The following is a 20232-nucleotide window of genomic DNA, read 5'->3' on the forward strand; positions in this document are numbered from 1 at the left end:
AGTTTGGAAATATGCTAAATTAGCCTATCGATCGCACGATCATGACCGTCGAGAGCGCAATGGCTATCCGCGAGAATTTCACCGACACCGACATGGACCGCTGGCTCAACGAACAGCGCGTCACCGAGATTGAATGCCTGGTGCCCGACCTGACGGGCGTGGCGCGCGGCAAGATCCTGCCGCGCGGCAAATTCACCCAGGACCGCGGCATGCGCATTCCCGAGGCGGTGCTGGGCATGACCGTCACCGGCAACTACCCGACCGAGGACGCCGCCTACGACCGCGCCATCTCCAGCACCGACCGCGACATGATCCTGCGCGCCGACCCGGCCACCATCACCCACGTGCCCTGGGCCGGCGACCCGACCGCGCAGGTGATCCACGACTGCTACTTCGCCGACGGCACCCTGGTCGACTTCGCCCCGCGCGCCGTGCTGCGCCGCGTGCTCAAGCTGTACGCCGACCGTGGCTGGAAGCCGGTGGTGGCCGCCGAGCTGGAGTTCTACCTGACCGAGAAGAACAGCGACCCGGACCTGCCGCTGAAGGCGCCGATCGGCCGCAGCGGCCGCGCCGAAACCAGCCGCCAGGTCTACAGCATCGACGCCGTCAACGAGTTCGACCCGCTGTTCGAGGACATCTACGACTACTGCGAGCTGATGCAGCTCGACGTCGACACCCTGATCCACGAGACCGGCGCCGGCCAGATGGGCATCAACTTCCTGCACGGCGACGCGCTGGCGCTGGCCGACAAGGTGTTCTACTTCAAGCGCACCCTGCGCGAGGCCGCGCTCAAGCACCAGATGTACGCCACCTTCATGGCCAAGCCGATGGCCGGCGAGCCCGGCTCGGCGATGCACGTGCACCAGAGCGTGGCCGACGCGCGCAGCGGCCAAAACATCTTCAGCGCGGCGGACGGCTCGCCGGCGCCCATCTTCAAGCACTACATCGGCGGCCTGCAGCGCTACACCCCGGCGGTGATGGCGATCATGGCGCCGTATGTGAATTCCTACCGGCGCATCGTGCGCCACACCTCGGCGCCGATCAACATCCAGTGGGGCATGGACAACCGCACCGTCGGCTTCCGCATTCCCGAGTCGGGCGTGCAGGACCGGCGGGTCGAGAACCGCATCATCGGCGCCGACGCCAACCCCTACCTTGCGCTGGCCGTCACGCTGGCCTGCGGCTACCTCGGCATGGTCGACCACCTGGAGCCGACGCCGATGACCGTCGGCAGCGCCTACGAGCGCCCGTTCGAGCTGCCGCAGGCCTGCCCGAGGCGCTACGCGCGCTGCGCCGCGAGGACCGCCTGCGCCAAGTGCTGGGCGAGCGCTTCATCGACGTCTACAGCGCCATCAAGGACCTCGAGCACCAGGAGTTCATGACCGTCATCAGCCCGTGGGAGCGCGAGCACCTGCTGCTGCATGTTTGAACGGACGCGGCTGATCTCGGACCACGAGCCCAAGCAAGCCCTAAGCGGGTGTCGAGGGGCAGACTGCCCGACTTGGCGCTAGGGTCAGACCCTAGGGTCTGACCCTGGAGAGGTACTGCCTTTATAATCACGCTTTTTTGAAGACGTCGGCCCAGTCCGCCTTCAATTGTCAATTTTTATACAATTCAAATTCAACCACGATGACGACTGCCCGTCCTGCCACCGCCGCCGCCTCAACTGACACCGGCCAGCCCTTCCTCCTGATCCGCAACCTGGTCAAGGACTTCGACGGCGTGCGCGCCGTCAACGACGTGTCGGTCGCCATCAACAAGGGCGAGATCTTCGCGCTGCTGGGCAGCTCCGGCTGCGGCAAGTCGACCCTGCTGCGTATGCTGGCCGGCTTCGAGACGCCGACCGAGGGCCAGATCGTGCTGGCCGGGCAGAACATCGTCAAGGTGCCGCCCTACCAGCGGCCGATCAACATGATGTTCCAGTCCTACGCCCTGTTCCCGCACCTGACGGTGTGGGACAACATCGCCTTCGGCCTGCGCCGCGACGGCCTGCCCAAGGCTGACATCGCCGCCCGCGTCGAGCAGATGCTGGCCCTGGTGCAGCTGGGCGCCTACGCCAAGCGCAAGCCGCACCAGCTGTCCGGCGGCCAGCAGCAACGCGTCGCGCTGGCGCGCAGCCTGGCCAAGCGGCCGCAGTTGCTGCTGCTCGACGAGCCGCTCGGCGCGCTCGACAAGAAGCTGCGCGAGCGCACCCAGATGGAGCTGGTCAACATCATCGAACAAGTCGGCGTCACCTGCGTGATGGTCACCCACGACCAGGACGAGGCGATGAGCATGGCCACCCGTATCGCGGTGATGAGCGAGGGCCGCATCCTGCAGGTGGGCGCGCCGGGCGAGATCTACGAAACGCCCAACTGCCGCTTCGTCGCCGACTTCATCGGCAGCGTCAACCTGTTCAACGGCCGCGTCGTGGTCGACGAGCCGGACCACGTCGTCGTCGACACGCCGGGCACGCGCCACTTCATCCCGCACGGCATCACCGGCACCGAGGGCATGGAAGTGTCGGTGGCGGTGCGGCCGGAGAAGATCTGCATCCAACCGGACGAGCCGAGCGTCGAGCAGCGCGCCAGCGCCGCCGAACACGGCTACAACTGCGCCGCCGGCACCATCACCGCGCTGGCCTACTTCGGCAACGAGACCCACTACCACGTCCATCTGGACAGCGGCGTCGACCTGAAGGTGGCGCGCACCAACGCCCAGCGCCACGACGACACCCGCCTGCGCCGCGAGCAGCGCGTGTTCGCCTGGTGGGACGGCGCCGACGTCGTCGTGCTGACCAGCTAAGCCGGGGGAGCGCATGAAGAACTTCCTCACCTCGCTGCTCACCGCGCGTTGGCTGACCGGCCGCCGGCTGGTCATCGCCGTGCCTTTCGCCTGGCTGGCCTGCGCCTTCCTGGTGCCGTTTTTGATCGTCGCCCGCATCAGCTTCACCGAGCCCGATGCCGGCGGCAACCCCTTCGGCACCTTGATGACGCTGGTCGACGGCGTGATCACCTTCAAGGTCAAGATCTCCAACTACCTGTTCATCCTGCAGGACGACTTGTACGTGCTGACCTACCTGAGCTCCCTCAAGTACGCCGCCATCACCACCTTGCTGTGCCTGACCATCGGCTACCCCTTCGCCTACTTCATGGCGCGTTCGCGGCCGACCATCCGCCCGGTGCTGATGATGATGGTGATGCTGCCGTTCTGGACCTCCTTCCTGCTGCGCATCTACGCCTGGAAGGGCATTCTGGCCAACAACGGTCTGCTCAACCACCTGCTCATCAGCGTCGGCGCCATCAGCGAACCGCTGCACATGATGAACACCCCGTTCTCGCTGGTGATCGGCATGACCTACGCCTATCTGCCCTTCATGATCCTGCCGCTGTACGCCAACCTGGTGAAGATGGACGTGCGCTTCCTGGAGGCGGCCGCCGACCTGGGCGCCACGCCGCTGCAAACCTTCTGGCGCATCACCGTGCCGCTGTCGAAGTCCGGCATCATCGCCGGCTCCATGCTGGTGTTCATTCCGGCGGTCGGCGAATACGTGATTCCCGAGCTGCTCGGTGGCCCTGAAACACTGATGATCGGCCACGTGCTGTGGGACGAGTTCTTCACCAATAACGACTGGCCGATGGCCTCCTCGGTGACGGTGGTGGTGATCCTGCTGATCCTGGTGCCGATGGCGATCTTCAACAAGTACAAGGCGGAACAGGAGGCACGCGCATGAACGGCAACTTCATCCAACGTTGGTTCGGCCGTGGCTGGCTGTCGCTCGGCTATGTCTTCCTCTACCTGCCCATCCTGGTGCTGATCGTGTTTTCCTTCAACAGCTCGCGGCAGGACATGGTGTGGAGCGGCTTCTCCGTGCGCTGGTACATGGAGCTGATGAACGACAGCGAGATCATCAGCGGTTTCGGCCTGTCGATCAAGATCGCCGTCATGACGGCCTGCGCCTCGGTGGTGCTGGGCACCTTCGCCGCGTTCACCTTGAACCGCTACCAGCGCTTCTTCGGCCGCACGCTGTTCTCGGGCATGGTCAGCGCGCCGCTGGTGATGCCGGAGGTGATCATCGGCCTGTCGCTGCTGCTGATGCTGGTGTCGGTGCAGAAGGTGTTCGGCTTCCCCGAGCGCGGCATGATGACCATCTGGCTGGGGCATACGCTGCTCGGCATGGCCTACGCGGCGGTGGTGGTGCAGTCGCGTTTGCAGGAGATGAGCAAGTCGCTGGAAGAGGCGGCGATGGACCTGGGCTGCAAGCCGCACCAGGTGTTCTTCCTGGTCACGCTGCCCAACATCACGCAGGCGCTGGCCTCGGCGTGGCTGCTGACGTTCACCTTGTCGCTGGACGACGTGGTGCTGTCGGCCTTCCTGTCCGGCCCCGGCTCGTCGACGATGCCGATCGTGATCTTCTCGCGCGCCCGTCTGGGTCTGGACCCGCGCGTCAACGCCGTCGCCGCGCTGACGATTTTGGCGGTATCGATGGCGGTGATCGCCTCGAGTCTGTGGATGGCGCGCGCCGAGCGGCTGCGCCAAAAGCAGGTACAAGCCGCCGCCAAGGGCGACTAGCCCGCGCCGCCGAAGCAGGGTCAGACCCTAGGGTCTGACCCTAAATCCCACCCATGCAGATGTACTTGATGACCAGGTAGTCCTCGATGCCGTACTTGGAACCTTCGCGTCCCAGGCCCGACTGCTTGACTCCACCAAACGGCGCGATCTCGTTCGAGATCAAGCCGGTGTTCACTCCCACCATGCCGCTCTCCAGCCCCTCCGCCACGCGCCAGATGCGGCCGATGTCGCGCGAGTAGAAGTAGGCGGCCAGGCCGAACTCGGTGTCGTTGGCCATGGCCAGCACCTCGTCGTCGGTCTTGAAGCGGAACAGCGGCGCCAGCGGACCGAAGGTCTCCTCGCGCGCCACCAGCATGTCCGACGTCACGTCGGCGACGATGGTCGGCTGGAAGAAGCTATGCCCCAGCGCGTGGCGCTTGCCGCCGGCCAGTAGACGGCCGCCCTTGGCCAGCGCGTCGGCGACGTGCTCCTCCACCTTCAACACCGCCTTCTCTTCGATCAGCGGGCCTTGCGTCACGCCCGGCTCCTGGCCGTCGCCGACCTTCAGCTTGGCCACCGCCGCCACCAGCTTGGCGGCGAAGGCCTCGTACACGCCGTCCTGCACATACAGGCGGTTGGCGCAGACGCAGGTCTGGCCGGCGTTGCGGTACTTGGAGGCGATGGCGCCTTCCACCGCCGCGTCCAGGTCGGCGTCGTCGAAGACGATGAAGGGCGCGTTGCCGCCCAGTTCCAGCGACAGCTTCTTGATCGTCGGCGCGCACTGCTCCATCAGCAAACGGCCCACCTGGGTCGAGCCGGTGAAGCTCAGCTTGCGCACGATGGGGTTGCTGGTCATCTCGCCGCCGATGGCGCGCGACGAGCCGGTGACCACGTTGAACACGCCGGCCGGCATGCCGGCGCGATCGGCCAGCACGGCCAGCGCCAGCGCCGAGAACGGCGTCAGCTCGGCCGGCTTGACGATGATCGGGCAGCCGGCGGCCAGCGCCGGGCCGACTTTGCGGGTGATCATCGCGGCGGGGAAGTTCCACGGCGTGATGGCGGCGCACACGCCGATCGGCTCCTTGGTGACGACGATGCGGCGGTCCGGCCACGGCGACTGCATGGTGTCGCCGCTGATCCGCTTGCCCTCTTCGGCGAACCATTCGATGAAGGAGGCGGCGTAGACGATCTCGCCCTTGGCCTCGGCCAGCGGCTTGCCCTGCTCGGCCGTCATGATCAGCGCCAGATCGTCGGCGTTCTCCAGCATCAGGTCGTTCCATTTGCGCAGGATGGCGGCGCGGTCCTTGGCCGACTTTTTGCGCCACGCCGGCCAGGCCGCGTTGGCCGCCTCGATGGCGCGCTTGGTCTCGGCCGCGCCCATGTGCGGAATGGTGCCGATGGTCGCGCCGGTGGCCGGGTTGGTCACGGCTACCGTGCTGGCGTCGTCGGCGTCGAGCCATTTGCCGTCGATATGGCACTGCTGGCGCAGCAGCGTTGGATCTTTCAGGTTCAGCATGGCTACCTCTTCAAATGGTGGACTAGATGTGGGCGGTGGCGCTGGCGCGCATGGCCGACTCCAGAATGGCGAGCGCCTCGTCCATCAGCGCGTCGCTGATCGTCAGGGGGAACAGGAAGCGGATCACATTGCCATACACGCCGCAAGTCAGCAGCAGCAGGCCTTGTTGCAGCGCCAGCGTTTGCACCTGCTTGGTGAAGGCCATGTCCGCCTCGTGCGTTCCGGGCTTGGTGAATTCTACCGCGATCATGCCGCCCATGCCGCGCACTTCGGCGATCTGCGGCACGGCGCCGCGCAAACCGTGCAGGCGCTCCTTGAGGCGGTCGCCCAGCACGCCGGCGCGGGCGCACAGCTGTTCGTCCTCGATGATGTCGATCACCGCGAGCGCCGCCGCGATGGCCAGCGGGTTGCCGGCGTAGGTGCCGCCCAGGCCGCCGGGTGCCGGCGCGTCCATGATCTCGGCGCGGCCGCAGACGGCCGACAGCGGCATGCCGCCGGCCAGGCTTTTGGCGATGGTCATCAGGTCGGGCAGCACGTCGTAGTGCTGCATGGCGAACAGCTTGCCGGTGCGGGCGAAGCCGGTCTGGATCTCGTCGGCGATCAGCAGAATGCCGTGCTGGTCGCACAGCGCGCGCAGGGCGCGCATGAAGTCCTGCGGCGCGGCGTAGAAGCCGCCTTCGCCCTGCACCGGCTCGAGGATGATGGCGGCGACGCGCTGCGGGTCGACGTCGCATTTGAACAGCGTCTGCAAGGCCGCCAGCGAGTCGGCCGTGTCGACGCCGTGCAGCGGCACGGGGAAGGGCGCGTGGTAGACCTCGGTGGGGAAGGGACCGAAGCCGATCTTGTACGGCGCCACCTTGCCGGTCAGCGCCATGCCCATCATGGTGCGGCCGTGGAAGGCGCCGGAGAAGGCGATCACCGCGCTGCGGCCGGTGGCGGCGCGGGCGATCTTGATGGCGTTCTCGACCGCCTCGGCGCCGCTGGAGAAGAAGGCGGTCTTCTTGGCGTGCGTGCCCGGCGTGAGTTGGTTGATGCGCTCGGCCAGCTCGACGTAGCTGGCGTAGGGCACCACTTGGTAGCAGGTGTGGGTGAACTTGGCCAGCTGTTGCTCGATGGCGGCGACGATCTTCGGATGGCGGTGGCCGGTGTTGAGCACGGCGATGCCGGCGGCGAAGTCGATGTAGCGGCGGCCCTCGACGTCCCAGATTTCGCCATTCAGCGCGCGCTCGGCGTAGAACTGGCACATCACACCCACGCCGCGCGGGGTGGCGGCGTCTTTACGTTGCTGGAGTTCGGTATTGGTCATGGTCGCGGTCCGTATCGGCAGGTTGGTCGTGGAGTGTTTTTGATACTACACCCCACAACGGAACCATGAATAGGGCCACAATCATCATATCGGTGGGGCCACTTCATTCGCCGGCAGGTTGAAACCCTTGCGCCGCTCCCACCAGGCGCTGGCCAGGAACAGCGCGCCGCCGACCCACAGCACGGCCGGCAGCGCGTTGATGCCGACGGTTTGCATCAACACGCCGGTCAGCATCGGCCCGCCGCTGCTGGTGATGCCCCAGCTGGCGTTGACCACCGCGCTGGCGGCCACCAGCGACTGGCCGTGGAAGCGTTCGCCGCAGGCCACCAGGGCCAGCATATAGGTGCCGCCGGCGGCCGCGCCCAGCAACAGCAGCAGCGTCCACCACAGCCACGGCGTGCCGGCCGCGAAGGGCAGGACGGGCAGCAGCAGGCAGACCACCACGCCGCAGCCGGTGTGCACGCGGGCGCGGCCGACACGGTCGGCCAGCCAGCCGAGCGGGAACTGCAGCGCCGTGTCGCCCACCAGCACCACGGTGGCCGACAGCAGCGCCAGCTCGGTCGGAATACCGTGGCGCAGCGCGTACAGCGGCAGCAGGCTCAGGGCCAGCGTGTCGAACAGGGCGAAGAAGGCGGCGCCGGCGACGATCATCGGCATGCGCGGCAGCACCAGCTGCCAGGCGACGTGGGGATCGTCCTCGTGGCCGGTGTCGGCGTTGGCGATCAGGCCCAGTCCGGGCAGGGCCAGCAGGAACATGGCGCCGCAGGCGGCGAAGGGCAAGTCGATTTTGCTTTCGAAGGCGGCCACCAGCGCCGGCCCGACCAGCTGGAACAACGTGAAGCTGGTGGTGTACATGGCCACCACCTTGCCGCGCGAATTGCCCGGCGCGAGGCGGTTGACCCAGGCCTCGCCGATGGTGAACAGCACGCCCATGGCCGCGCCGAAGACGAAGCGCAGCAGCGCCCACAAGGTCAGGTTGTCGGTGACCTCCATCAGCGCTGTGGACAGCGCCGCCGCCCACACCGACAGCAGCATGCCGCCGCGCGGCCCGAAGCGCGCCACCAGCCGCGCCACGAAGGGCGCCGAGGCGAGGATGCCGATGGCGCTGGCGGCGGTGATCAGGCCGATGATGTCGGTGCCCACGCCGCGCTGGTCCAATGTCAATGCGGTCAGCGGCGTGGTCGCTCCCAGGCCCAGGCCGACCACGCCGATGCTGATCGCCAGCGCGAAGAAGTCCTTCCACGGCATGCTCCGCATCAGCGCACCCCCGACTGGATCACGGCGGCCAGCAGGCGGCCGTAGTAGACCACCTTCTCCGGCGTGACGTAGGCGTAGCCGACCAGCAGGCCACGGCGCACCGGCGGCGCCAGGTAGTAGGTCGACAGCGCCTTGACCTGGATGCCCGATTCGGCCGCCAGCTTCTCCAGCGCCACGTCGTCGACCCGGTCGGGCAGCTCGACCACCAGGTGCAGGCCGGACTCCTCGCTGGAGATGGTCACGCTCTGGCTCAGCTGGGGCCCCAGTTGCGCCACCAGCGTGCGGCGCAGCAGCTCGCGCCGCGCGCCGTAGGTCTGGCGGATCTTGCGGATGTGGGTGGTGAAGTGGCCCAGCGCGATGAAGTCGGCCAGCGCCGCCTGCACCATCAGCTGGCCGGGCCGCTGCAGGTCGTACAGCGCGCTCTTGAACGGCGCGATCAGCGCCGGCGGCACCACCAGGTAGCCGACCTTGATGCCGGGGTAGAGCACCTTGGAGAAGGTGCCCATGTAGAGCACGCGGTCGTCGGTGTCCAGCCCCTGCAGCGCGGCCAGCGGCCGGCCGGTGTAGCGGAACTCGCTGTCGTAGTCGTCCTCGAGTATCCAGGCGTTCTTGCGCACGGCGACGTCGAGCAGCTCGCGCCGGCGCGCCAGGCTCATGACGGCTCCGGTCGGGTATTGGTGCGACGGCGTGACGTAGATCAGCCGTGGCGAGGTGGCCAGTTCGTCCTCGTCCAGCGCCATGCCGTCGCTGTCGACGGTGATCGGGTGCAGCGTCAGGTCGCGCGCCTGGAACACGCGGCGCGCGCCCCAGTAGCACGGGTCCTCGACCCAGGCGGTGTCGCCCACGTCGGCCAGCAGCTGGGCGCACAGGTCGAGCGACTGCTGGGTGCCGGCGGTGATCATCACCTGTTCGACCGACACCTTGACCGAGCGCGAGATGCGCAGGTATTCGGTGATGGCCTGGCGCAGCGGCAGGTAGCCGCCGGACTGGCCGTAGTCGAGCAGGTCGGCGCGCGCCTCGCGCCAGATGCGGTTTTGCAGCCGCTGCCACAGCTTGAAGGGGAAGGAGGAGAAGTCGGCGTCGCCCGGCGCGAACGGTTGGATCTCGTAGCGCGGCCCGGCGGCGAAGGCGGTCAGCTCCTCGCCCCGGCGCGACAAGGGCGCGCTGGCGCCGCCCTTGGCCGTCGCCAGCGCCGCCGTGTTGGCCGACTGTTGCGCGGACCCAACGCCGCGCATGCTGGCCGAATGCGCCTGCAAATCGGCCACATAGGTGCCGCTGCCCAGCGCGCTGGTCACATAACCCTCGGCCGCCAGCTGCTCGAAGGCGGCGATCACCGTGTTGCGGGCGATGCCCAGATCGCGCGCCAGATCACGGCTGGACGGCAGTTTGTTCCCCGCGCCGAGCTGCTGTTGATGGATCGCCGCCTTCGCCGCCTCGTACAGGCGGCGCTGCTGCGGCAGGCGCGGATGGAAGTCGGCCTGGGCCAAAGTGTGGGCGAGCAGATCGGAGGCGGGAGACATAGTTTTTGAAAGTGGTTCCATCGATACGGTACAAGTGGCACTGACTATGATACCAAATCTGGCTTATGATGAATCAAGTTTCAAGCTTAATGGAAAAAATGCTAAGTTAAATGCTAAGTTAGCTGTGGTGGAAGCAGCGTTGAAAATCAGCAGTCGTCGTTCCCGTTCATGTAAAGCTCGCCGAGTGGCCCTAGGCGCCCGGCGAAATCAAGGTTCACCAGAGCCCAATGGATCGCAAAACAGCCACACTGACACAAGAACATCATGCCTAGCCCAATCGTCCTCGTCCCCGCCTGCATCAACCAGATCGGCAGCCATCCCTACCACACCGCGCAGCTGAAGTATGTGGACGCGGTGGCCAGCGGCGCCCACTGCATGCCGCTGATCGTGCCGGCGCTGGGCGCGGCGACCGACCTGGAGGCGTTGCTCGACATCGCCGCCGGCATCATGCTGACCGGCTCGCCGTCCAACGTCCACGCCGGCTTGTACGGCCAGGACGTGCTCGACCCGAGCCTGCCGCAGGGACCCGGCGCGCGACGCCACCACCTTGCCGCTGATCCGCGCGGCGCTCAAGCGCGGCCTGCCGTTGCTGGCGATCTGCCGTGGCTTCCAGGAGGTGAACGTGGCGCTGGGCGGCACGCTGCACCAGGCGGTGCACGCGGTGGCGGGCATGCACGACCACCGCGAAAACAAACACCACACGCTGGAGCAGCAGTACGCCGCCGCGCACCGCGTGCTGCTGGAAGCGGACGGCGCGCTGTCGCGCATCCTCGGCGGCGCCAGCGAGATCATGGTCAATTCGCTGCACGGCCAGGGCATCGCCACGCTGGCGCCCGGCCTAGCGGTCGAGGCGCGCGCCGGCGACGGCCTGGTGGAAGCCTACCGCGTCGCCGACGCGGCCGGCTTCACGCTGGCGGTGCAATGGCACCCTGAGTGGCAGCTGGCGCAGAACCCCGACTCAATCAAGTTGTTCCTCGCATTCGGCCAAGCGTGCCGGAATTATCAAAGCAAATCAGGGAGAGGCGCATGAAGACCTACGAGCAGTGGGCGCGGCGGGTTCCTTAGTGCCGCTGTCCGCATAGAACAGAAGTGAGAAGCGCATCGCCTCCGGCGGCGCGTCAGAATAAGATAAACGAGAGAGATGCATGGCTATCCGCGAAAACTTTACCTACACCGATATGGACCTGTGGCTGAACGAGAAGCGCGTCACCGAGATTGAATGCCTGGTGCCCGACTTGACCGGTGTCGCGCGCGGCAAAATTCTACCGCGCGGCAAATTCACCCAGGAGCGCGGCATGCGCATTCCCGAGGCGGTGTTGGGCATGACCGTGACCGGCAACTACCCGACCGAGGACGGCGGCTACGACCGCGCCATTTCCAGCACCGACCGCGACATGATCCTGAAGGCCGACCCGACCACCATCACCATGGTGCCCTGGGCCACCGACCCGACCGCGCAGGTGATCCACGACTGCTACTTTGCCGACGGCCGCCTGGTCGACTTCGCCCCCCGCTCGGTGCTGCGCCGCGTGCTCAAGCTGTACGCCGACAAGGGCTGGCGCCCGGTGGTGGCGCCCGAGTTGGAGTTCTACCTGACCGCCAAGAACACCGACCCCGATCTGCCCTTGAAACCGCCGATCGGCCGCAGCGGCCGCGCCGAAACCAGCCGCCAGGTCTACAGCATCGACGCCGTCAACGAGTTCGATCCGCTGTTCGAGGACATCTACGACTATTGCGACCTGATGAACCTCGACGTCGACACGCTGATCCACGAGATCGGCGCCGGCCAGATGGAGATCAACTTCCTGCACGGCGACCCGCTGGGCCTGGCCGACAAGGTGTTCTTCTTCAAGCGCACGCTGCGCGAGGCGGCGCTCAAGCACGACATGTACGCCACCTTCATGGCCAAGCCGATGGCCGGCGAGCCGGGTTCGGCGATGCACGTGCACCAGAGCGTGGTCGACGCCAAGACCGGCCTGAACATCTTCAGCGCGCCGGACGGTTCGGCCGCGCCGATCTTCAAGCACTACATCGGCGGCCTGCAGCGCTACATGCCGTCGGCGATGGCGATCGTCGCGCCGTATGTGAACTCCTACCGCCGCATCGTGCGCCACACCGCCGCGCCGATCAACATCCAGTGGGGCATGGACAACCGCACCGTCGGCTTCCGCGTGCCCGAGTCGGGCGTGCAGGACCGCCGCATCGAGAACCGCATCATCGGCGCCGACGCCAATCCGTATCTGGCGTTGGCCGTCACGCTGGCCTGCGGCTACCTCGGCATGGTCGAGGCGCTGGAGCCGACCCCGATCACCGAGGGCAGCGCCTACGACCTGAAGTTCGAACTGCCGCAGGGCCTGCCGGAAGCGCTGCAGGCGCTGCGCGCCGAGGACAAGCTGCGCAGCATTCTGGGCGAGCGTTTCATCGACGTCTACTCGGCGATCAAGGAGCCTGGAGCACCAGGAGTTCATGACCGTCATCAGCCCGTGGGAACGCGAGCACTTGCTGCTGCACGTGTAAGACCAAGGCGCGCGCGGCTGCCGTTCTGCGGCAGACCGCCCGCCGTTGCTGGAAGTCCGACCGAGACACCACTTACCGATTGATTTTTTGAGCTAGGAATCATCATGTCCGCAAACCCATTGGCGCCCAGCGCCGCCTTAGTCGCGTCGGTAAAAAGCGCCGCCGCCCGTCCCGAGTTGTTCGACACCGCCGCGATCCAGCAGATGGACACGGCCCACTATATGCATCCGTTCACCGACACCAAGGTGCTGGGCGAGCAGGGCGCCCGCGTGATGGTGCGCGGCGAGGGCATCTACGTGTGGGACTCGCAGGGCAAGAAGGTGCTCGACGGGATGTCGGGCCTGTGGTGTGTCAACGTCGGCTACGGCCGCACCAGCATCTCCGAGGCGGTGTATCGGCAGATGGAGACTCTGCCCTTCTACAACAGCTTCTTCAACACCACCAACCTGCCGGCGGTGCAGTTGGCCACCAAACTGTGCGAGATTTCGCCGCCGCAGTTCAAGCACGTGTTCTTCACCGGCTCCGGCTCGGAAGGCAACGACACCAATCTGCGCATGGTGCGCCGCTATTGGGACCTGCTCGGCTACAAGGAGCGCCACACCATCATCAGCCGCCACAACGCCTACCACGGCAGCACCGTGGCCGGCGCCTCGCTGGGCGGCATGAGCGGCATGCACGAGCAGGGCGGCCTGCCGATTCCCGGCATCGTCCACATCGGCCAGCCGAACTATCTGGAGTCCGGTCGCGGCATGACGGAGCAGGAGTTCGGCATCAAGGCGGCCTCCTGGCTGGAGGAAAAGATCCTCGAAGTGGGGCCGGAAAAAGTCGCCGCCTTCATCGGCGAGCCGGTGCAGGGCGCCGGCGGCGTGATCATCCCGCCGGCCAGCTACTGGCCCGAGATCCAGCGCATCTGCGACAAGTACGGCGTGCTGTTGATCGCCGACGAAGTCATCTGCGGCTTCGGCCGGCTGGGCAAATGGTTCGCCTCCGAGCTGTTCGGCATCAAGCCGGACCTGATCACTTTCGCCAAAGGAGTCACCTCCGGTTATGTGCCGCTGGGCGGCGTGTTGGTGGGTGATCGCGTGGCCGATGTGCTGATCGAAAAAGGCGGCGACTTCAACCACGGCTTCACCTACTCCGGCCATCCGGTGGCCTGCGCCGCCGCGCTGGAGAACATCCGCATCATCGAGGAAGAGAAGTTGGTCGAGCGCGTCGCCAACGACACCGGCCCTTATCTGAAGCAGCGCTTCGCCACGCTGGCCGATCATCCTCTGGTTGGTTTCGCCGACAGCTGCGGCTTCGTCGCCGGCCTCAATCTGGTGCGGTCGAAGGCCGCCGTGGTGCACGACAACGTCGAGTTCGATCCGGCGCTGGCGGTCGGCATGATCTGCCGCGGCTACATGTTCAGCAACGGCATGATCATGCGCGCCGTCGGCGACCGCATGATCATCGCGCCGCCGCTGGTGATGACGCGCGCGCAGATCGACGAGATGGTCGCGCTGATCCGCCACTGCCTCGACCTTACCTATGCCGACGTGAAGGAACGCGGCTGGCTGTAAGGCTTTGGAATATTTTTCCACTCGTCGAATGATGGGTTTAGTATGGGTTTTGAAACGCGGTGTACATGGATTTTGGAGACCATCCGGGCGCGCGTTTCAAAACGTATTTCAGATCGCGTTGGAGGATGAATTCAGATTCGATTAGGTACGGATTGGTACGATTATTGCTGGTATGTAGAAGTAATGTCGAATAAAAGATATCGCACAATTTAGATGCACTTACTCACACAGTATCGATAGGGAGAAACAAGAATGATGATGCCGAATCCAAGCACGCAGCATATGCCGCAAGCCCGCTCGCAATTCAAGCGACACTGCGCCAACGCCATCAAACGCAGCATGTCCACCATCCTCGCCGCCACCGCGGCCGCCGCACTCCTCTCCGCCCCCGCCCGCGCCCAAGAAGAAAAAGTCCTCAACATCTACAACTGGTCGGACTACATCGCCGAAGACACCATCAAGAACTTCGAGAAGGAAACCGGCATCAAGGTCCGCTACGATCTGTTCGACAGCAACGAGGTGCTGCACGCCAAACTGGCCGCCGGCAAAACCGGCTACGACATCGTGGTCCCTTCCTCCAACTGGGCGCGTTTGCAGATCGACGGCGGCCTGCTGCGTGAACTCGACAAGAGCAAGATCCCCAACCTGGCCAACCTCGACCCGCAACTGCAATCGCTGATCGCCGCCAAGCTCGACCCGGGCAACAAGCACCTGGTGATCTGGCTGTGGGGCTTTACCACGCTGGGCATCAACGTCGACAAGGTCAAGGCCACGCTGGGCGGCATGCCGATGCCGGACAACGCCTGGGACCTGCTGTTCGATCCGAAGTACTCGTCCAAGCTGAAATCCTGCGGCATCTCGGTGCTCGACTCGCCGTCCGAAATCATGCCGGCGGCGCTGATCTACCTCGGCAAGCCGGCCTACTCGAAGAACGCCTCCGACTACCAGGATGCCGGCCGCCTGCTGCAATCGGTGCGCTCCAACATCACGCTGTTCAGCTCCTCCGGCTACATCAACGACCTGGCCAACGGTTCGCTGTGCCTGTCGCTCGGTTGGTCCGGCGATATCAACATCGCCCGCCAGCGCGCCATCGACGCCAAGAACGGCAACAAGATCGAAGCCTTGGTGCCGAAGACCAGCGCCACCCTGCTGTTCGACACCATGGCCATTCCGACCGACGCGCCGCACCCGAACAATGCCCACCTGTGGATCAACTACATCACCCGGCCCGAGGTGCACGCCGGCTTGACCAACAAGGTCTTCTACGCCAACCCGAACGCCGCCGCGCTCAAGTATGTGCGCAAGGACCTGGCCGAGAACAAGACCATCTACCTCAGTGACGAAGACAAGAAGCGCATGACCGTGCCCGAGCCGTACAGCTCCGACATCCGCCGCGTCATGACCCGCGTCTACACCAAGTTCAAAACCGGACTGTAAGCGCCCGTTCTCCCGTCCGGCATGGCGCCGGGCGGGGCCGCCGCATGTGTTTTTGCGTTCTTCCTACTTTTTTACTGTGCCACTATGACGACAACCACAAGCCCGGCCAGCGAAGCCGGCCAACCCTTTCTGTTGATCCGCAACCTGGTCAAGGCCTTCGACGGCGTGCGCGCCGTGGACGACATTTCCGTCACCATCAACAAGGGTGAAATCTTCGCCCTGTTGGGCAGCTCCGGCTGCGGCAAGTCGACCCTGCTGCGTATGCTGGCCGGCTTCGAAACGCCGACCGAGGGCCAGATCACCCTGGCCGGCAAGGACATGGTCAACGTGCCGCCCTACCAGCGGCCGATCAATATGATGTTCCAGTCCTACGCGCTGTTCCCGCACCTTTCGGTGTGGGACAACATCGCCTTCGGCCTGCGCCGCGACGGCCTGCCGGCCGACGAGGTGGCGGTGCGCGTGACGCAGATGCTGGCCCTGGTCCAGCTGACCGCCTACGGCAAGCGCAAGCCGCACCAGCTCTCCGGCGGGCAGCAGCAGCGTGTGGCGCTGGCGCGTAGTCTCGCCAAGCGCCCCAAGCTGCTGCTGCTCGACGAGCCGCTCGGCGCGCTCGACAAGAAGCTGCGCGAGCGCACCCAGATGGAACTGGTCAACATCATCGAGCAGGTCGGTGTGACCTGCGTGATGGTCACCCACGACCAGGACGAGGCGATGAGCATGGCCACCCGCATCGCCGTGATGAGCGAGGGCCGCATCCTGCAGGTCGGCGCGCCGGGCGAAATCTACGAGACGCCCAACTGCCGCTTCGTCGCCGACTTCATCGGCAGCGTCAACCTGTTCAAGGGCCACGTCAAGATCGACGAGCCGGACCACGTCATCATCGAGTCGCCGGAAGGGCGCCACTACGTCAACCACGGCATCACCGGCACCATGGGCATGGAGGTGGCGGTGGCGGTGCGGCCGGAGAAAATCTGCATCCAGCTGGAGGCGCCGACCCTGGAACAGCGCGCCAGTGCCGCCGAGCAGGGCTTCAACTGTGCCTCCGGCGTGATCACCGCGATGGCCTACTTCGGCAACGAGACCAGCTACCACGTCACGCTCGACAGCGGCATGGTGCTGCGCGTTTCGCGCACCAACGCGGCGCGCCACCAGAGCACCCAGCTGAACCGCGAGCAGCGCGTCTTCGCCTGGTGGGACGGCGCCGACATCGTGGTCCTGACCAGCTGAGCGCCGCCATGAAAAAATCATCCATCATGGATTTCCTCAAGCTGCGCTGGATCACCGGCCGCCGGCTGGTGATCGCCGTGCCCTTCGCCTGGCTGGCCTGCGCCTTCCTGGTGCCGTTCCTGATCGTCGCGCGCATCAGCTTCACCGAGGCCGACGCCGGCGGCAACCCCTTCGGCACCTTGATGACCTTGGTCGACGGCGTGATCACCTTCAGAGGTCAAGATCTCCAACTACCTGTTCATCTTGCAGGACGACTTGTACGTGCTGACCTACCTCAGCTCCCTCAAGTACGCCGCCATCACCACCTTGCTGTGCCTGACCATCGGCTACCCCTTCGCCTACTTCATGGCGCGTTCGCGGCCGACCATTCGTCCGGTGCTGATGATGATGGTGATGCTGCCGTTCTGGACCTCCTTCCTGCTGCGCATCTACGCCTGGAAGGGCATCCTGGCCAACAACGGGATCTTGAACCACCTGTTGATTAGCGTCGGCATCATCAGCGAGCCGCTGCACATGATGAACACCCCGTTCTCGCTGGTGATCGGCATGACCTACGCCTATCTGCCCTTCATGATCCTGCCGCTGTACGCCAATCTGGTGAAGATGGACGTGCGCTTCCTCGAAGCCGCCGCCGACCTGGGCGCCACGCCGCTGCAAACCTTCTGGCGCATCACCGTGCCGCTGTCGAAGTCCGGCATCATCGCCGGCTCCATGCTGGTGTTCATTCCGGCGGTCGGCGAATACGTGATTCCGGAGCTGCTCGGTGGCCCTGAGACGCTGATGATCGGCCATGTGCTGTGGGACGAGTTCTTCACCAACAACGACTGGCCGATGGCCTCCTCGGTGACGGTGGTGGTGATCCTGCTGATCCTGGTACCGATGGCGATCTTCAACAAGTACAAGGCGGAACAGGAGGCACGCGCATGAACGGCAACTTCATCCAACGTTGGTTCGGCCGTGGCTGGCTGTCGCTCGGCTATGTCTTCCTCTACCTGCCCATCCTGGTGTTGATCGTGTTTTCCTTCAACAGCTCGCGGCAGGACATGGTGTGGAGCGGCTTCTCCGTGCGCTGGTACATGGAGCTGATGAACGACACCGAGATCATCAGCGGCTTCGGCCTGTCGATCAAGATCGCCGTCATGACGGCCTGCGCCTCGGTGGTGCTGGGAACCTTCGCCGCGTTCACCTTGAACCGCTACCAGCGCTTCTTCGGCCGCACGCTGTTCTCGGGCATGGTCAGCGCGCCGCTGGTGATGCCGGAGGTGATTATCGGCCTGTCGCTGCTGCTGATGCTGGTGTCGGTGCAAAAGGTGTTCGGTTTCCCCGAGCGCGGCATGCTGACCATCTGGCTCGGCCACACCCTGCTCGGCATGGCCTACGCGGCGGTGGTGGTGCAGTCGCGTTTGCAGGAGATGAGCAAGTCGCTGGAAGAGGCGGCGATGGACCTGGGCTGCAAGCCGCACCAGGTGTTCTTCCTGGTCACGCTGCCCAACATCACGCAGGCCTTGGCCTCGGCCTGGCTGCTGACGTTCACCTTGTCGCTGGACGACGTGGTGCTGTCGGCCTTCCTGTCCGGCCCCGGTTCGTCGACGATGCCGATCGTGATCTTCTCGCGCGCCCGTCTGGGTCTGGACCCGCGCGTCAACGCCGTCGCCGCGCTGACGATTTTGGCGGTGACCGTCGCCGTGATCGCCTCCAGCATCTGGATGGCGCGCAACGAACGGCTGCGCCAGAAGCAGGTGCAGGCGGCGGCCAAGGCCGAGTAACAAGCGGGGTCAGTGCCGACATTCGGACATTCACCGCGTGAATGTCCGAATGTCGGCACTGACCCCACCGTACCGCATTCATCCATCAAGCATCAAGAACCAAGAAAAAGGGGATTAGTCATGCACTTGTTGAAGAAAATTGTCGTCGCCATCGTCATCGCCTACCCAGCCGTCGCCATGGCGCAGAGCACCAAGGAATTGAAGGCCGAGCTGGACGCCTTGAAGAGCCAGGTCAAGCGCCTGGAGGCGATGATCGAGAAGGTCGGCGGCCAGGCCGTGCTGGCCAACAGCCAGGCGCAGGCCGCCAACACCAAGGCGGCCCAGGCCAACACGCAGGCTGTGGCCGCCGTCGCCAAGGCCGACAAGGCGGCCGAGAACGGCGTCGACGTGGCCGAGTTCAACCGCATCCGCATCAAGACCGAGGCGCTGGAGGATTCCAACGAGGCCAGCGGCTTCAAGGGTGTGAAGATCTCCGGCTATGTCGACCCGACCTACATCTACAACCGCAACGCCAAAACCTCGAGCTTCGTCTTCTTCAACAACAACAGCTCGGTCAACGGTTCCGGCGAGAGCTTCGGCTACGACAACACCTTCTTCGGCAGCGCCATGCTGAACTTCGAGAAGGAGCTGGAGGGCGGCACCAAGGTCAAGCTGTCCATGATGCCGAGCAAAGGCGCCGGCGCCGGCTACAACTTCGGCAGCCTGGTGCACGAGGCCACGGTGATGGTGCCGCTGGGCGATCTGAACACGCGGCTGATCGGCGGCCAGTGGGCCGACTGGACCGGCTATGAGCTGATCCCGTCGACCGGCAACAAGCTGATCACCCACAACCTGCTGTTCGACTTCTCCGCCGCGAACTTCTACACCGGCGCCGGGGTCGAACTGGTACGCGGCCAGTGGGACACCAAGATCCTGCTGGGGAACCTGAACCGTTCGCGCATCGACACCGCCAAGCAGGAGACGCCGGGCCTGTTCTACCGCGTCGACTACGCCAAGGGCGAGTTCAGCGGCTTCGGCTTCTCCGGCATCCACTCCGGCTTCGACGACAAGGCGCAGTTCGGCCGCACCGATCTGGTCGAGGTGGACGGTTACTTCAACCGTGGCGACTGGAACGCGCAGGGCCAGCTGTCCTACGGCCGGCAGAAGGCGACGCCGAGCAACGGCTACAGCGGCGAGCGTTCGCACTGGTGGGCCTGTCCGCGCTGGCCGCCTACAAGGTCACGCCGCGCTTCGAGACCATCGGCCGCTTCGACTACATCAACAACAAGAGCAACGGCGGCGGCGTGTTCGGCTCGACCTTCGGCGGCGTCTGCAAGGACGTCACCGGCGCCGACGCCAACTGCCCGGACGGCCGCAACGGCTTCGGCTCCGGCATGGTCTTCGACGGCAGCGGCTGGGTGGTGGCCGACCCTTCGGTGGGCAGCAACCGCTACGCGCTGTCGCTGGGCGTGAACTACGCGCTGATGCCGGGCGTGAACGTCAAGGGCGAGTACCGCTACGACCGCTCGTCGGCCAAGGTGTTCAAGACCTCGGACGACGAATACCGTCGCGACAACCACGTGCTCGGTGTCTCGACCGTGGTCAGTTTCTAAGATTT

General features: G+C 65.4%; 11 protein-coding genes and 5 pseudogenes. 12 read left to right on the forward strand and 4 right to left on the reverse strand.

Annotated elements, in window-relative coordinates; genetic code table 11:
* Positions 1 to 59: 59 nt before the first annotated feature.
* From QC826_RS01300 to QC826_RS01315, 4 genes and pseudogenes are all read left to right on the forward strand, one after another.
* Positions 60 to 1429 (forward strand): annotated as a pseudogene (locus QC826_RS01300) (glutamine synthetase family protein).
* Between the two features lie 200 nt (positions 1430 to 1629).
* Positions 1630 to 2784, forward strand: coding sequence for an ABC transporter ATP-binding protein (locus tag QC826_RS01305; RefSeq protein WP_279764066.1), 1155 nt, complete (start codon positions 1630 to 1632; stop codon positions 2782 to 2784).
* Between the two features lie 13 nt (positions 2785 to 2797).
* Positions 2798 to 3712 (forward strand): ABC transporter permease subunit, encoded by a 915-nt coding sequence (locus QC826_RS01310; RefSeq protein WP_279764067.1) that lies wholly within the window; start codon positions 2798 to 2800, stop codon positions 3710 to 3712.
* Positions 3709 to 4551, forward strand: a complete 843-nt coding sequence (locus QC826_RS01315; protein ID WP_279764068.1) for an ABC transporter permease subunit — start codon at positions 3709 to 3711, stop codon at positions 4549 to 4551. The genes QC826_RS01310 and QC826_RS01315 overlap by 4 nt, the downstream gene beginning before the upstream one ends.
* Positions 4552 to 4591: 40 nt before the next feature.
* Here the strand turns inward: QC826_RS01315 and gabD are convergent, their stop codons facing one another.
* The 4 genes from gabD to QC826_RS01335 form a co-directional block, all read right to left on the reverse strand.
* A complete protein-coding gene (gabD, locus tag QC826_RS01320; protein ID WP_279764069.1) occupies positions 4592 to 6046 on the reverse strand; it encodes an NADP-dependent succinate-semialdehyde dehydrogenase in 1455 nt (484 codons plus the stop codon).
* A gap of 22 nt (positions 6047 to 6068) precedes the next feature.
* Positions 6069 to 7352 carry a 4-aminobutyrate--2-oxoglutarate transaminase gene (locus QC826_RS01325; RefSeq protein WP_279764070.1) on the reverse strand — a complete coding sequence of 428 codons (1284 nt, stop codon included), beginning with the start codon at positions 7350 to 7352 and terminating at the stop codon, positions 6069 to 6071.
* Positions 7353 to 7436: 84 nt separating this feature from the next.
* Positions 7437 to 8609 (reverse strand): MFS transporter, encoded by a 1173-nt coding sequence (locus QC826_RS01330; protein ID WP_279764071.1) that lies wholly within the window; start codon positions 8607 to 8609, stop codon positions 7437 to 7439.
* Positions 8609 to 10129: a PLP-dependent aminotransferase family protein gene (locus QC826_RS01335; RefSeq protein ID WP_279764072.1), complete on the reverse strand. Its 1521-nt coding sequence runs from the start codon at positions 10127 to 10129 to the stop codon at positions 8609 to 8611. The genes QC826_RS01330 and QC826_RS01335 overlap by 1 nt, the downstream gene beginning before the upstream one ends.
* A gap of 264 nt (positions 10130 to 10393) precedes the next feature.
* Here QC826_RS01335 and QC826_RS01340 point away from each other — a divergent pair.
* The 8 genes and pseudogenes from QC826_RS01340 (at position 10394) to QC826_RS31500 (ending at position 20227) form a co-directional block, all read left to right on the forward strand.
* Positions 10394 to 11159: pseudogene (locus tag QC826_RS01340) on the forward strand (gamma-glutamyl-gamma-aminobutyrate hydrolase family protein).
* A 115-nt stretch (positions 11160 to 11274) separates the two neighbouring features.
* Positions 11275 to 12646: pseudogene (locus QC826_RS01345) on the forward strand (glutamine synthetase family protein).
* 104 nt (positions 12647 to 12750) lie between these two features.
* Positions 12751 to 14205: an aspartate aminotransferase family protein gene (locus tag QC826_RS01350; protein WP_279764073.1), complete on the forward strand. Its 1455-nt coding sequence runs from the start codon at positions 12751 to 12753 to the stop codon at positions 14203 to 14205.
* A 339-nt stretch (positions 14206 to 14544) separates the two neighbouring features.
* Positions 14545 to 15642 (forward strand): polyamine ABC transporter substrate-binding protein, encoded by a 1098-nt coding sequence (locus QC826_RS01355; RefSeq protein WP_099418346.1) that lies wholly within the window; start codon positions 14545 to 14547, stop codon positions 15640 to 15642.
* 84 nt (positions 15643 to 15726) lie between these two features.
* Positions 15727 to 16869: an ABC transporter ATP-binding protein gene (locus QC826_RS01360; RefSeq protein ID WP_279764074.1), complete on the forward strand. Its 1143-nt coding sequence runs from the start codon at positions 15727 to 15729 to the stop codon at positions 16867 to 16869.
* Between the two features lie 26 nt (positions 16870 to 16895).
* Positions 16896 to 17796, forward strand: a pseudogene (locus QC826_RS01365) (ABC transporter permease subunit).
* On the forward strand, positions 17793 to 18635 hold the full coding sequence (locus QC826_RS01370; RefSeq protein WP_279764076.1) for an ABC transporter permease: 843 nt from the start codon (positions 17793 to 17795) through the stop codon (positions 18633 to 18635). The pseudogene QC826_RS01365 and the gene QC826_RS01370 overlap by 4 nt, the downstream one beginning before the upstream one ends.
* Positions 18636 to 18812: 177 nt before the next feature.
* Positions 18813 to 20227, forward strand: a pseudogene (locus tag QC826_RS31500) (DUF3138 family protein).
* Positions 20228 to 20232: the final 5 nt, after the last annotated feature.

This window comes from Rugamonas sp. DEMB1, assembly GCF_029834475.1.
Lineage (GTDB): Bacteria > Pseudomonadota > Gammaproteobacteria > Burkholderiales > Burkholderiaceae_D > Rugamonas > Rugamonas rubra.